Raw genomic sequence first — 13020 nt, forward strand, 5'->3', positions numbered from 1 at the left:
ATAACGGGGAGGCGCCGACGGGCTTGCAGAGGTCGCAGGTTCATATTCAATTTCTCTGACTTACCAACAGCATGGAAAACCGCCACTTACGGTCCATACTCTGAGCATAATGCGCCCATGCAGGTAGGAGACAACGATGGTCATCAGGCACGCTCGTCAACTCACCCGAGGGGAGATCTCTGCCACCCACGAGGGAGCCATCCTCGATTATCCTTATGTCGAAACAGAGCACGAATCATTTTTCGAGGTGACAGAGAAACAGGCGCTCGGCATCCGTCAGGCCTTGGCTAAAGATGAGACCGCATGGGTGAACGGTCAGCGTGTGCTTGAGTTATACACCAAGCCAAGGCAGCACTGAATGCCGCTGACTCTGTTCGGTATACGGGTTTGATGGTTGATGGGGCATTCTCCAATTCTGCCTAACGGGTTCCTCCTGCAATAAGTTCGCTTGTGGTTGTCACCGTGCCATAAGCGAAGGCCAAGGCTGCCATCATCGCAGCGTGGACCTGAGCCGCTGGAACTGTCGTTCCGTCGAATTCAAGATCGAGCGTGGCACAAGCATCATGGATGATGGTCGTCTTATAGCCGAAATCCGAGGCCGCCCGACTGGTCGCGTCGATACACATGTGGCTCATGGCGCCAATGACCACGACCTCTTCGATACCCTGCTTATCCAGCATCTCTTTCAGGCCCGTCTCAAGAAACGAGTTGGGATAATGCTTCAGGAGAACCGTTTCCGATTTCAGGGGCTCAACAACCGAGTTAATTTCTGCCCCCTCTGTGCCGGGATTGAAGAATGGCGCATCCGGATCGGTGAACTCATGTCGAACGTGGATGATCAAATCCTTTGTCGAACGAGCGTGTTCAATGACCGCAGCTGCATTCACTGCTGCCTTTTCAATACCTACCAGCGGCAACTTGCCGTTGGAAAAGTATTCATTCTGAATATCGACGACAATAATGGCACGTTGACTCATATCTATTCCTTTGTCTGAATTTAAAACATGTCTGCTTGATAGCTGTCTTGTTTGACTTTAACTAAGCCGATGATTCGATACTTTTTGTATCGATGATAATTTCATTGAGCCTTGAATCTCAGGAGAAGAAATTTCGAATGGCCACCGCGATTTCCTCTGCATGTGTCTCCAGAGCAAAATGACCGGAGTCGTAGAATAGAATCTCGGCGTCAGGAATATCGCGTTTAAAGGCTTCGGCCCCCGGGGGAAGGAAGAACGGGTCATTACTCCCCCACACTGCCAGAAACGGTGGCTTGTGGGTGCGGAAATATTTCTGGAACTCAGGGTAGAGTGCAACATTAGTCTTGTAGTCACCCAGCAAATCGAGCTGGATGTCATCAGCTCCAGGGCGATTCAGGTAGTAAGCATCGAGCGTATAGCCGTCAGGAGAGACTTTGGTAACATCTGGCACGCCATGCGTGTATTGATAATAGGCCATGTCCAGTGTAATCACGCTGCGTAGTGCTTCGCGGTTCTCATCTGAGGCATTCTCCCAATACGCGCGAATTGGGTTCCAGCCATCACTCAGTCCCTCGGCATAGGCGTTGCCATTCTGAGAGATAATTCCGGTGATACGTTCCGGATGGTGGATAGCCAGTCGGAAACCGATCGGCGCGCCGTAGTCGAAGACATAAATCGCGAAGCGTTTGAAGCCGATGATCTCGGTGAAGCGCTCAATCGTATCCGCGATGTAATCGAAGCTGTTGACCTTCGGATTGTCGGATTGTCCGAATCCCGGCAGATCCGGCGCAACGATATGGAAGCGGTCGGAAAGCAATGGAATCAGATCGCGGAACATATGACTGGAGCTGGGGAAGCCATGAAGCAACAAAAGCTTCGGTGAGCCCGCCGCCCCCGCTTCCCGATAGAAAATCTCCAGCCCGTCGATGTTGATCGTTTGATAGGCAATGTCGGTCATGGTCTGTTGCCTCCTTTGAGTGAAGCTCGTCGAAGCGTCTTGACATCATCGCCCTCCGGTAGTCGACTTGACCATTGTCGATATCGACATAATCAGGGGCGATTACGACACATGAGCACCAACTACCCGATCGAGATTGGTCTTTTGCTCTATCCGGAAGCCCAGCTTTCGGCTGTTCTCGGCATGACAGACCTGCTCGAGCTCGCGAACCGGTTCGCGGTGCCTCAGGCAGAGTCGACCGGCAAAGCCATTCGGGTCAGTCATTGGCGGCAGGAGACTTCTGAAGCGCTGCCCAGCCGGGTCTTCGATACGATGCCGGAGAAGGATGGCTCTCCCTCGGTGTTGGTCGTGCCACCCTCTTTGGGCGAGCCTGCGACGCCTGAGATTGCCGCCCCCTATAGCGACTGGCTGCGGCGGCACCATGCTGCAGGAGGCACCTTGGCCTCCGTATGTGCAGGAGCTTTCGTGCTGGCCGAGACGGGACTTCTGGACGGACGCGTGGCGACGACACACTGGCTGTACGAGGAGCAGTTCCAATCGCGTTTCCCAAAGGTGCATCTCGATGTCGACAGGCTCATCATCGATGACGGCGACCTCATCACGGCTGGAGGCGCGATGGCCTGGACGGATCTCGGCCTCAAGCTGCTCGACCGCTTTCTGGGGCCGAATATCATGGTAAAAACGGCACGCATCCTGCTGGTCGACCCTCCAGGGCGCGAGCAGCGCTTTTACAGTGTTTTCTCGCCGAAACTGTTGCATGGCGATGCAGCCATCCTGAAAGTGCAGCACTGGTTGCAAGAGACCGAAGCCAAGGACATAGCGCTTGGCAAGCTTGCGAGCATCTCGGGGCTACAGGAAAGGACGTTTCAACGCCGGTTTCACAAAGCCACCGGCATGACGACATCAGAGTACTGCCAGAGGCTCCGTGTCGGGAGGGCGCGAGAATTCCTACAGTTCAGTCGCCTTTCTGTCGAGAGCGTTGCCTGGGAGGTCGGCTACCAGGATCCAGCGTCGTTTCGCAAGGTGTTCGCACGGATCGTCGGTCTACCGCCAGGAGAATACCGCCAGCGCTTCGCGGCCGGGTAACAGTTGATTCGCTCGAGATGATATGAGCCTTCTGACCAACATGGCGAGGCTCAAGAGTTGGGCATTGCAATGAAACATAAATGACGGACAAGTAATTCTGGAACGCGGTTTTCAGTGCACACCATGATCGCCATTGGCTTGCGCATGTGAGTAATTATTCATTTAATTATATTATCCTGTATTTTTCAGTGCGCAAGTACAGCATGCCTTGGCGACCCAGTAGACATGACTATTACGATAATCATCACCCTGCTGAGGGTTCCCCTATGCAGTATCCGTAAGAGTGATCTGCCAGGGATTTACAGTCATCATAACCAGTTAATTTTCATTAGGCCTTTAAGACCAGTAGATGGCAAACTTTTCATTAACTTTAGCAACGCAAATTAACTATGTAAAAATGTGCGCACACTAGTTACAGATTGTTTATAATAATTGCTACTTCCTGCCGCACTATACCACCGCTGTGGGATCTCGCTACAGCTGCCGATGCCATGCCGACAGCCGACCTGATCAAGGCTTCTGCGGCAACGTTCGAGGAGTCAGCCATGACACCGTTACGCATCGCTACACTTGCCGTCTGCATCGCACTTCTGATGCCGATCACCGTCCAGGCCGGATCGTTAGAGGAGGACGTCAGCGCCGCCTACGCCGAATGGGACACTGCTTTCAACGAGTCCGATGCCAAGAGCCTTGCGGCCTTCTATACCGAAGACACACTATTCCTGCCGGCGAACCACGACATCATCCAGGGACCCGTGGGGGTCGAAGAGTTCTTCGCCGGTCTGTTCGCAAACGGCGTGACCGAGCACAAGCTTGAGCTGATTGGGGTTACCAGCGAGGGGGGGCTGATCGTGTCGAGCGCAAAGTGGTCCGCCCAGGGCACAGATGACGCGGGCGCACCAGCGACCTTCAGCGGGGTAGCGACGCACGTCTTCGAGAAACAGGACGATGGCAGCCTGCAGTTGAAGGTGCATACCTTCAACTAAAGCGTCCTCGAGCGCGATGGCCTGAAGGTGCTGCGGTTGGCGATCGGGTTGGGTAGCTACATCTCTTGCTCGTGCAGCGCAATCTTTAGTGGGCCATCCTCCAGCGGTTGGCCCCAACCATTTCCATGGACAAGCTCATGAATCGGCAACCGAGAGCGCCAGCCTTTGGCCTCGAGCTCCGGCCGTGGGAGAAACTCGCTGACGTAACCAAGGCATAGATAGGCGACCGGATATACCTCATCCGGAAGCTCGAGGGTCTCTGCCAACCGTTCCTGGTCCAGAATGCTCACCCAGCCCACGCCAATCCCTTCGGCCCGGGCCGCAAGCCAGAGGTTCTGGACCGCCAGGCAGACACTGAAAAGGTCCGTCTCCAGGATGGTGTTGCGTCCCAGGACATGAGGGCCGCCGCGGCGCCGATCGCATGTGATGCAAAGATTGGTGGGGCTCTCGAGGATACCTTCGAGCTTAAGGTGGCGGTAGAGATCCGCCCGTTCACCGGCGTAGTTCTCGGCGGCCTTCTGATTCTCCTGTTCGAAAATCACTCTGACCGCCTGCCTGACCTCGAGACTATCGATGACGATGAAATCCCATGGCTGCATGAACCCTACCGAGGGAGCATGGTGCGCCGCCTGCAGAAGTCGCACAAGGACCTCGGGTGGGATCGGATCGGACAGGAATTGCGACCGCACATCACGCCGCTCACGGATGGCGCGGTAAAGCCCGTTCCGTTCAGCCTCGGAAAAACCTTTGTCGGACGTGTTCATCGATAGTTGTTGCTCGTGTTGAGAATCATCGGAAAAAACCACCCTACTTGCCTTACAGCCGAGCGATCTGCGCTTTTACATCGAGTCTCCCCAGTGTTCCAGCAGAAGGTCAATAAACAACTGAGCCGTGCTTGACAGACTATGGGAATGACTTCTGACCAGCCCGATCGTACGCTGGATTCTCGGCTCCGGCAGTTGACGGGAACAAAGAGTTTCATGATCCGGCCCGGGCATAGTCATCTGGGGAAGGATCGCGACACCGAGTCCCGACTCGACCAAGCCAAGCGACGTGGATAGGTGCTGAACCTCATAGAAGCTGTTCAAGCGAATTCCCTCCGCGGCCAGGGAATTGTCGAGCAATGTACGATTGCCACTGTCGCGGCTGACGGTAATCAGCCGTACTTCCTCGAGATCCGACCACTCGATGCGCTCCTTTGCTGCCAAGGGGTGGTCGGACCTGAGCGCCAGGACAAAGGGATCACGCAGCAAGGGAGTGAACGATACATCTGAACTTTGCGCACTGTACATGTTGATGCCAAAGTCCGCCTCGCCGTTGATGACACGCTCCAATCCTTCATTGGCACTGACATCAAGAATCCGGATGCGAATACCCGGCCAGGCCTCGCTGAAGACACGAATCACGCTGGGGAGAAAATAGAAGGCCGCCGTGGGCAGGCAGGCGATGGTCACAGTGCCCTTCTGATGCGTGGCCAACTCACGAATCCCCTGTATCGACGATTCGTACTCCTCGATCATGCGCCGTGCACGAGGCAGAAAATCCGCTCCAATCGGGGTAAGGCGGGTTCGGCGAGTGGTTCGCTCCAGCAGTTCCACTTCCAGCAACTCTTCCAGTTTCTGGATTCGGCGTGTCAAAGCAGGTTGGGATAAATGCAGGCGCTGCGCCGCTTCATGGAACGTACCCAACTCAGCAACCTGGATAAATGCCTGAAGATCAAGGAACTCGAGTCTATGCAGCATGCCAGTATTCTTGCATCAAACAAGGGATATCAATAACACTAGCACATTAATCCATTTTACACATTAATTCAGATATATATTTGCATTTGAGACATCAAACGACCACTGACATGCTGTCACCACGATCTCCCAACGTGGAATGACAAAACGATGATGAACAGCATTCCTTGCATGATCATGCGTGGTGGCACCTCGAGGGGGCCGTTCCTGCGAATGAGCGATCTCCCTTCTCAGCAGGAAGAACAAGCCGAGATACTGCTCAGCCTCATGGGCTCGGGTCATGCCTTGCAAATCGATGGCATCGGCGGGGGCGACCCTCTGACAAGCAAGGTCGCCATCGTGGAACGTTCCTCCCACCCGGAAGCCGATGTCGACTACCTGTTTGCCCAGGTCGACGTCTTCAACCGGCGCGTCGATTTCAATCCGAATTGCGGAAACATGCTGTCAGCGGTTGGCCCATATGCGATCGAAACGGGATTGGTGGAACCTCGGGATGGCAAGACCATCGTGCGAGTTCGCAACCTGAACACACAGCGCCTGATCGAGTGCCATGTACCAACCCCCGGACGCCAAATCAGCTATGAGGGCGACACCCGTATCAGTGGTGTACCGGGAAGCGCCGCAGGCATTCAGCTCAGTTTTCTGGATATCGTCGGTACCAAGACCGGCGCTCTGCTACCAACCGGCAAGGCCATCGACACCATCGGGGACATCCCGGTTACCTGTCTCGACGCAGCAACGCCAATCCTGATGATTGCTGCCGAAAGCCTTGGACTTAGCGGAAAGGAGTCGCCCGCCGAGTTGGATGGTAATGCCGCCTTGCTCGAGAGGCTCGAGACCATCCGGCGTCAGGCTGGCAGATATATGGGCCTGGGCGATGTCAGCCAAGGCGTATTACCCAAGCCGGTATTGGTATCCCCTCCTCGAGATGCCACCAGCACGTTGGGCACTCGTTACTTCGTCCCCCACCGCTGTCACAAGGCAATCGCCGTCACTGGCGCGATTGCTGTCGCCTCAGCGGTCAGCCTACCCGGCACTATCGCCAACCGCATTGCCGTTGGCGCTGGTCGCTTGGCATCGGGCGGTCCTTTGTCGCAGATCAGGCTCGAGCACCCTTCCGGGTATATCGATCTCGACATCGCCCATCGTCACGGCGATCCCCATGATATTGCCCGTGTTTCCCTGATTCGCACCGCCAGAAAGATCATGAGCGGGACAATCTTTTATTCGTCCACTCGAGATGTATTGACCTCTCCGGTCGGCTGAGTGTTGCTAGCTCAACCAGGCCTCCCAACCACGACAACAAGCAAGGAGTCTCGCCATGAAACATATACAACCGACAACGTTTCAGGCTTCTCTCGGCCGCCTCAAGAAAGCGGCCATTCTCGGACTGGCTGTCACCGGTATCGGCCTGCTCTCTTCCACGGCATCCTTGGCACAGGAGGAAGTGCCGGGGAACATCAAGTGGACCATCCCCTTTGGTGTCGGTGGAGGTACCGATGTGTGGGCACGCTTCTTCTCGCCCTGGCTCAGCAAACAGCTGCCGGGAGAGCCGACCATCATGATCGACAACGTTCCCGGCGGTGGCTCCATCAATGGTGCCAACCTGTTCGCCGTACGCGCCAAGTCAGACGGTAGCGACTGGCTGGGCACGTCGGCCTCGACCCAGTACCCCGCCATGCTGGACGATCCCCGCGTGCGCTATGACTACAGCGAGTGGGCTCCAATCTTGGCCACACCCACGGGTGGCGTCGTCTATGCCCAACCCAGCCTGGGAGAAAATGCCGAGACGGCCCTCGAGGCCATGCTGGCACAGCCGGTCAAGCTGGCAGCGCAGAACCCGACTGGCGTCGAATTGCCGGTGTTGATCGCCTTGGACATGCTGGGTGCCGACGTGCAGGCCGTCTTTGGCATGCGTAGCCGAGGAGAGGGCCGATTGGCGTTCGAACGCGGCGAAGCCGACATCGACTTCCAGACCACTTCCGCCTACCTGAGTAATGTGACGCCGTTGGTAAAAGCCGGCAAGGCCGTACCACTGTTCTCGCTCGGGGTCCTGAACGATGAAGGGAAAATTGTCCGCGACCCGGCCTTTCCCGATTTACCCACCTTCAACGAGGTCTATCAGGAACTCAACGGCGAGGCACCGTCGGGCAATGCCTATGAGGCATTTCGTAAGTTCTTCGCCTCCGGCTATGCCCTTCAGAAGCTGATCATGGTGCCCAAGGATACCCCTCAAGCCCTGATCGATACTTACCGTCAAGTGGCCCGCGACTTCGTCGATACCGAGCAGTTCAAGCAGGAAGCGGCTGCACAGTTGGGCCCCTATACACCGGTCATCGGGGACACCGTCCAGCGGCACCTCGATGATGCCATGTCCATCGATGCTGCTACGCGTGAATGGCTCGCCGATTGGCTGAAATCGGAGCACGGCGTCGAGATTTGACACCACGCGGGGTTCCGCCGGACCCGCAAGGGCCGGTGGTCCCCGGGCTCCACTCTCCTACACAACACGAGAGCCACACGCCATGTTCGATATCCTTTTCTCCAGCCTGGGACATCTCTTCACCGTGTCCCACCTGCTCTACATGATGGTGGGGGTACTGGTCGGTCTGGTCGTCGGCATCATTCCTGGTCTGGGCGGCATTGCCGGGATGTCATTGTTGCTGCCCTTTCTGTATGGCATGGAGCCCACTGTCGCCCTGGGCATGCTGATGGGGCTTGTCGCCGTGATTCCCACCGGCGATACCTTCGCCTCGGTGCTGCTGGGCATTCCCGGCTCCAGTGCCTCCCAGGCGACAGTGATCGATGGTTTTTCCCTGGCCAAGCGCGGCCAGGCGGCACGGGCATTGTCCAGTGCCTTCCTGTCGTCGATGATCGGCGGCCTGATTGGTGCCATTGTCCTGACCGGCTTCATCCTGATCGCCCGCCCCCTGGTACTGTCCTTTTCCTCCTCCGAGCTGTTCATGCTGACACTGCTCGGCCTGTCGATGGTGGCAGTGCTCTCGGGTCGCGACCTGTTCAAGGGGCTTGCCGCCTGCGGCCTAGGGTTATTGATCGGCGCCATCGGCATGGCTCCGGCCACCGGCGAATTTCGCCTCAACCTCGGCCTCGACTATCTCTATGACGGCCTGCCTTTGGTAGTGGTCGGTCTGGGGATCTTCGCGCTACCGGAAATCATCGATCTGCTGGTCAAACGCGGCGCAATCGCCAGCGAACCCTGCAGGCTTGGTGAAGGCTGGCGACAAGGGATCCGCGATGTCGGTCAGCAACGTGGACTCGTGGCACGTTGCGCCGGTATCGGCAGCCTGGTGGGCACGATTCCTGGCTTGGCCGGCTCAGTGGTGGATTGGCTGACCTATGGCCATGCCGTGCAAAGTGCCAAGGACAAGTCGCAGTTCGGCCAGGGGGACATCCGCGGCGTTATCGCCCCGGAGTCCGCCAACAACGCCTGCGCTTGCGGTGCCATGGTACCGACCCTGCTGTTCGGCGTCCCCGGCTCGGGCACCGCTGCAGTTTTCCTGGGAGGCTTGCTACTGCTTGGCCTCCAGCCCGGGGTGGGAATGATCGAAACCCATCTGGATCTGACCTACACCATCATCTGGTCGCTGGCCTTGGCCAACATTCTGGGGGCCGCGCTATGTCTGGTTCTTGCTCGCCCAGTGGCCAGCCTGACGAGGGTACCCTTTGCCATACTGGCGCCCCTGATCACAGTATTGATCATGTTCGCAGCCTTCCAGGCCACCCGTGCCACAGGTGACCTGCTCGCCTTGGGGGCGGTCGGCGTATTGGGAGTCCTGTTCAAGCAGGCAAACTGGTCACGCCCAGCATTCCTGATCGGTTTCGTACTGGCCCCGGGAGCCGAGAGCTATTTCTATCAGGCGGTCCAGTTCCAGGGGGCCGATGCGTTCCAACGTCCCGGCGTGTTGATCATCGGTTCCCTTATCCTCGCGGCCCTCTTCATTCCCATGCTGCGTTCACTGTGGTCCAAGCGTCGCCAGACCTATTCGGTAGGAGCTGCATCGACGGCTCGCGCCGAGCCCCCGACCCTGGGCGCCATCGACGTAGTGCTCTTCGTCGCGCTGCTCGGCACCGCCGCCTTTGCCTGGATGGATGTCGCCGACCTGTCCTTGATCGGAGGCATCATGCCCCGGCTGGCCATTGCAATACTCGGGATTGCCTGCCTGTTGGAGATTGCACGTTGTCTGGTGCGTCGCCCCGAGTGGCAGCATCAGCCGCTACGGCAGCAGGTAGCCTGGCTGGCAGGGTTCTTCGCTCTGGTAGCGATCATGCTGACGCTCGGCTTCATCACCGCGGCGACGCTGTTCTGCCTAACGTTCCTGGTGGCCATCGCCAGGCTCAAGCCCTGGACCGCCGCTGGTATGTCACTGGGAGTCACAGCCTTCCTGCTCGGAATGGCTCAGTTCCTTACCCTGACGTACCCGAGCGGTCTGATCGATCCTTGGCTATTTGGCTGAGTCCCCTTTTGGCAGATACGTCCTATACAGACAAGGGCTGGCACGATCTATCGTGCCAGCCTCGCATTCCCTGGAGAATTCCACCAATCACGCCTATCAATCGCGGCTAAAGCCGCTCCAACATCAGTACCCTTGCATTGATGGGTAAGAAGGTTGTTCAGGGCTTGAAATGCTCCTCGCCGTTGATGCGCTGCCTGACGCGTGAGGTCTCGTAGTAGATCTGCTTGCGCGCGCGGTTCTGGTTGCCCAGGGGGCGATGCTCGGGCAGCGCATGCCAGGGGTTGATGGTCAGTTCGCGGGCCAGCCGGTCGCGCTCGGGGGTGGCGAATGTCTGGCGCGGAATGCGCAATCGTGCCACCGGGATCTCCGGCGAGGTCCAGATCACCGAGGCGTCCTCGATGGGCATGGTCACCGGGTCTTCCTGGAACTGGATGCGCATCTCGAAGACCACCTCTTCGACCTCGTCGAGGGTGCGAAGCATGGCGAGGCGCAGGTAATCGTCCGGGGCCGGCAACGGGACTCGCGATTGGCTCGCCAGCAGCGGCACGAAGCGGTACTTGACGGCCCGCCCCTTGCCGTAGAGATAGGGCACGCAGCTCCAATAGCTGGCTTCGAAGGGGCTGCCGTGGGCCTTGGCGTAGAGTGCCTGCAGCAGCATGTCGAGATAGTGGGAATCGAAGGGATTGAGGAAGTACCACACCGGCAGCCCGACGCCGATCAAGCGCTGCAGCTTGGCGTTCTCGAACACGTCCGGGGTGGTGAAGGTGGGTGCGCTGATTCCCGAGAAGTCCTGGGTGTGATCCTCGTCGTCGAGCAGCGTCTCGCCCGGCACGCCGCTCAGCTTGACGCCGAGGCTCAGCACGCCGTTGTTGCGAATGTCCGGGGTCACTCGCGGCCCCGGCCCACCGAAGCGTACCCAGGCGTCGAAACGACGCGGCTCGCGGAACAGGCCGATACGCAGGTCGTCGGGCAGTTCGAGCACCTCGAACTCGGCCTCGAGCAGGCCATAGGTCTTGGTGTTGCCGGCCCGCTCGGCGGTGCCCTGGCGATAGGTACGCAGCAGGAAGGCGGTCATCTGTTCGGTGATGCGCCGGGTCACTTCCTCTTCCCCGGCCAACCGTCGCTCTGCGGCGATGGCCAGGTCGGCGTCGATGGCGTGCCGGCGTCGCCGCCGCAGAATGATGCCTTGCACGGCATCGGTGGCGGGTTGCTGGAAGGCACGGTCGAAAACGTTGCGCAGTCGCGTAAAGCGCCGGGTGACACCGATGCCCGTCTCCAGGGCGACATTGAGCCCCCGCGCGCTGCGTAGCCACCAGGTATCCGGCAGCAGCGTCGCCGGCATGGCCGGAGCACTGACGGCGCTGGTCAGACGGCGCGGCGATGCGGCCAGGTAGCGCAGCGCCCGCAGGCCCGGCATGAAGAAGTAGGCGCCGCCGCGCACCTGCACGAAGCGCGGCAGGTCATGGCAGCGCTGTCGCACCGGCTCGGCAGGGACGGTGAAGGTCGCCTGTCCTTCACCGCGCGCGCCGATCAGCGGATCGCTGTCGGCATACAGGCCGGCAAAGTTGGCATTGTTGACCCACGTCTGCTGGACGAACTCGAACTGGCGGCTGATATCGGCATTCAGGCACAGGAACAGCAGGCCGCGTTCCGCGCCGTCGTCGGCGGCGGCCAGCAGATCGTCCGGCGTCAGGCTCTCCGCCAGCGGCGGTCCGTAGGCTCGGCCACGACGCAACAGCCGATGGCGGCGATTGATCGCCAGCGAGTCCTCCGTGCCCGGCTTGGGTGGCAGCATGTCGCGCGGATTGGTGCGCCGGATATGCGCGCCCAGGGGACACTTGAGCCCTTCGGCATCCTCATGGTGGTAGCCGAAATCGTTGTCGGTACCGTCCCCCGCCGGCTGCTGCGGCGCCTTGACCAGTGGCTCGCCACCGGGCCAGCGCCCGACCATCTTCGCCGCCAGCGCCAGCCGCGCCTCGCCATCGGGAGTGGCCGCATCGAGCCACGACCAGAAGCCGTGGACGTCCTGGCTGAGCTGGCGGAACACCAGATAGCTGCCGTTGCGCCCCAGGTCGTGCAGGTCGCTGTCCAGCGTCACTTCCGGCAGCAGGTCGTCGGGATCCTCGATGGGGTCGACCATCGGCCGCATGGTGAGCTGGTCGCGCGCGTTGGGGTAGCCGAGGACGAATTCCCCCGGCGCCACCCGCTGCCGCTCGTCCTGGCTCGTGCTGACCCCGGCCAGCTTGGGTTGCGAGATGCCGTCGCGAAAGCCGAAATGTTCCTTGCCCCCGGGCAGCGGCTGGCTGGACAGGGTCTCCAACGCCTCGATGCCAGCCTCGGCGAGGGCCTCTCGCTGCTCGGCCAGCAGCGCCTCGAGTGCCTCGGGCGTGGCGGCATAGCACATCAGCAGCGCATGGATCACGCTGCCCCCCGGCCCGCCCCAACGCCACTGCTCGGGGGCACTGTCGCCACTGTCGCCGAGGATGCGGCTGCGCCGCGACGAGCCCGCCAGGCCCTCGCGGAATTCGCGGGAGAAGCCCTTGAGCGCCTGCCAGGAAAGCTCCAGATGTTCCAGGCCTGGCCAGGTGAAGGCCAGATGCACGCGGCTGCTCCCCTGCGGGCGGCCAACCGCGGCGCTGGCGATTCCTTGCGCCGTCCTGCCCACCCAGCCCCGGGCCAGCTCGGGATCGCCGAAGGCCAGCATCACGAAGCTCGCCTGGGGCAGTTCGCCGTAGCCGCTGAGCACGACACCCTGGATATCGTCGAGATCGAGATGTTCGTCGCGAGCTGACATGG

Annotated in this window: 11 protein-coding genes; 6 read left to right on the forward strand and 5 right to left on the reverse strand. The window is 59.4% G+C overall.

The genetic code is table 11. The annotated features are described in order from the left end of the window. Window positions 1-136 precede the first annotated feature (136 nt). Window positions 137-358, forward strand: a complete 222-nt coding sequence (locus ACFOEV_RS05630) for a hypothetical protein (RefSeq protein ID WP_386772160.1) — start codon at window positions 137-139, stop codon at window positions 356-358. A 61-nt stretch (window positions 359-419) separates the two neighbouring features. Here the strand turns inward: ACFOEV_RS05630 and ACFOEV_RS05635 are convergent, their stop codons facing one another. Both ACFOEV_RS05635 and ACFOEV_RS05640 read right to left on the reverse strand, forming a co-directional pair. Beyond that, window positions 420-977: a cysteine hydrolase family protein gene (locus ACFOEV_RS05635; protein ID WP_386772161.1), complete on the reverse strand. Its 558-nt coding sequence runs from the start codon at window positions 975-977 to the stop codon at window positions 420-422. A gap of 118 nt (window positions 978-1095) precedes the next feature. Next, a complete protein-coding gene (locus ACFOEV_RS05640) occupies window positions 1096-1935 on the reverse strand; it encodes an alpha/beta fold hydrolase (protein ID WP_386772162.1) in 840 nt (279 codons plus the stop codon). 111 nt (window positions 1936-2046) lie between these two features. Here ACFOEV_RS05640 and ACFOEV_RS05645 point away from each other — a divergent pair, with 111 nt between their 5' ends. Both ACFOEV_RS05645 and ACFOEV_RS05650 read left to right on the forward strand, forming a co-directional pair. After that, window positions 2047-3021, forward strand: a complete 975-nt coding sequence (locus tag ACFOEV_RS05645) for a GlxA family transcriptional regulator (RefSeq protein WP_386772163.1) — start codon at window positions 2047-2049, stop codon at window positions 3019-3021. A 545-nt stretch (window positions 3022-3566) separates the two neighbouring features. Continuing rightward, window positions 3567-4007 (forward strand): YybH family protein, encoded by a 441-nt coding sequence (locus ACFOEV_RS05650; protein ID WP_386772164.1) that lies wholly within the window; start codon window positions 3567-3569, stop codon window positions 4005-4007. A 56-nt stretch (window positions 4008-4063) separates the two neighbouring features. On the opposite strand, the gene bluB is transcribed toward ACFOEV_RS05650, so the two are convergent. Both bluB and ACFOEV_RS05660 read right to left on the reverse strand, forming a co-directional pair. Next, window positions 4064-4771, reverse strand: a complete 708-nt coding sequence (gene bluB, locus ACFOEV_RS05655; RefSeq protein ID WP_386772165.1) for a 5,6-dimethylbenzimidazole synthase — start codon at window positions 4769-4771, stop codon at window positions 4064-4066. Between the two features lie 75 nt (window positions 4772-4846). Continuing rightward, window positions 4847-5749: a LysR family transcriptional regulator gene (locus ACFOEV_RS05660; RefSeq protein ID WP_016416815.1), complete on the reverse strand. Its 903-nt coding sequence runs from the start codon at window positions 5747-5749 to the stop codon at window positions 4847-4849. A gap of 150 nt (window positions 5750-5899) precedes the next feature. Here ACFOEV_RS05660 and ACFOEV_RS05665 point away from each other — a divergent pair, with 150 nt between their 5' ends. The 3 genes from ACFOEV_RS05665 (at window position 5900) to ACFOEV_RS05675 (ending at window position 10224) form a co-directional block, all read left to right on the forward strand. After that, on the forward strand, window positions 5900-7015 hold the full coding sequence (locus ACFOEV_RS05665; RefSeq protein WP_386772166.1) for a 4-oxalomesaconate tautomerase: 1116 nt from the start codon (window positions 5900-5902) through the stop codon (window positions 7013-7015). 55 nt (window positions 7016-7070) lie between these two features. Further along, window positions 7071-8192 carry a Bug family tripartite tricarboxylate transporter substrate binding protein gene (locus ACFOEV_RS05670; protein WP_386772167.1) on the forward strand — a complete coding sequence of 374 codons (1122 nt, stop codon included), beginning with the start codon at window positions 7071-7073 and terminating at the stop codon, window positions 8190-8192. Window positions 8193-8274: 82 nt separating this feature from the next. Next, window positions 8275-10224, forward strand: a complete 1950-nt coding sequence (locus ACFOEV_RS05675) for a tripartite tricarboxylate transporter permease (protein WP_386772168.1) — start codon at window positions 8275-8277, stop codon at window positions 10222-10224. A gap of 157 nt (window positions 10225-10381) precedes the next feature. On the opposite strand, the gene ACFOEV_RS05680 is transcribed toward ACFOEV_RS05675, so the two are convergent. Beyond that, entirely contained in the window at window positions 10382-13018 is a 2637-nt protein-coding gene (locus ACFOEV_RS05680) for a hypothetical protein (RefSeq protein WP_386772169.1), read from the reverse strand. Window positions 13019-13020 lie beyond the last annotated feature (2 nt).

It is taken from the genome of Litchfieldella rifensis (assembly GCF_042646605.1).
GTDB classification, from domain to species: domain Bacteria; phylum Pseudomonadota; class Gammaproteobacteria; order Pseudomonadales; family Halomonadaceae; genus Litchfieldella; species Litchfieldella rifensis.

What these genes read in the sequence shown, in the direction of transcription:
- ACFOEV_RS05640 (WP_386772162.1), bottom strand. Translation starts at nt 1,935, where the DNA reads ATGACCGACATTGCCTATCAAACGATCAACATCGACGGGCTGGAGATT.
- ACFOEV_RS05645 (WP_386772163.1), top strand. Translation starts at nt 2,047, where the DNA reads ATGAGCACCAACTACCCGATCGAGATTGGTCTTTTGCTCTATCCGGAA.
- ACFOEV_RS05630 (WP_386772160.1), top strand. Translation starts at nt 137, where the DNA reads ATGGTCATCAGGCACGCTCGTCAACTCACCCGAGGGGAGATCTCTGCC.
- ACFOEV_RS05665 (WP_386772166.1), top strand. Translation starts at nt 5,900, where the DNA reads ATGATGAACAGCATTCCTTGCATGATCATGCGTGGTGGCACCTCGAGG.
- ACFOEV_RS05680 (WP_386772169.1), bottom strand. Translation starts at nt 13,018, where the DNA reads ATGTCAGCTCGCGACGAACATCTCGATCTCGACGATATCCAGGGTGTC.
- ACFOEV_RS05660 (WP_016416815.1), bottom strand. Translation starts at nt 5,749, where the DNA reads ATGCTGCATAGACTCGAGTTCCTTGATCTTCAGGCATTTATCCAGGTT.
- ACFOEV_RS05650 (WP_386772164.1), top strand. Translation starts at nt 3,567, where the DNA reads ATGACACCGTTACGCATCGCTACACTTGCCGTCTGCATCGCACTTCTG.
- ACFOEV_RS05670 (WP_386772167.1), top strand. Translation starts at nt 7,071, where the DNA reads ATGAAACATATACAACCGACAACGTTTCAGGCTTCTCTCGGCCGCCTC.
- ACFOEV_RS05675 (WP_386772168.1), top strand. Translation starts at nt 8,275, where the DNA reads ATGTTCGATATCCTTTTCTCCAGCCTGGGACATCTCTTCACCGTGTCC.
- ACFOEV_RS05635 (WP_386772161.1), bottom strand. Translation starts at nt 977, where the DNA reads ATGAGTCAACGTGCCATTATTGTCGTCGATATTCAGAATGAATACTTT.
- bluB (WP_386772165.1), bottom strand. Translation starts at nt 4,771, where the DNA reads ATGAACACGTCCGACAAAGGTTTTTCCGAGGCTGAACGGAACGGGCTT.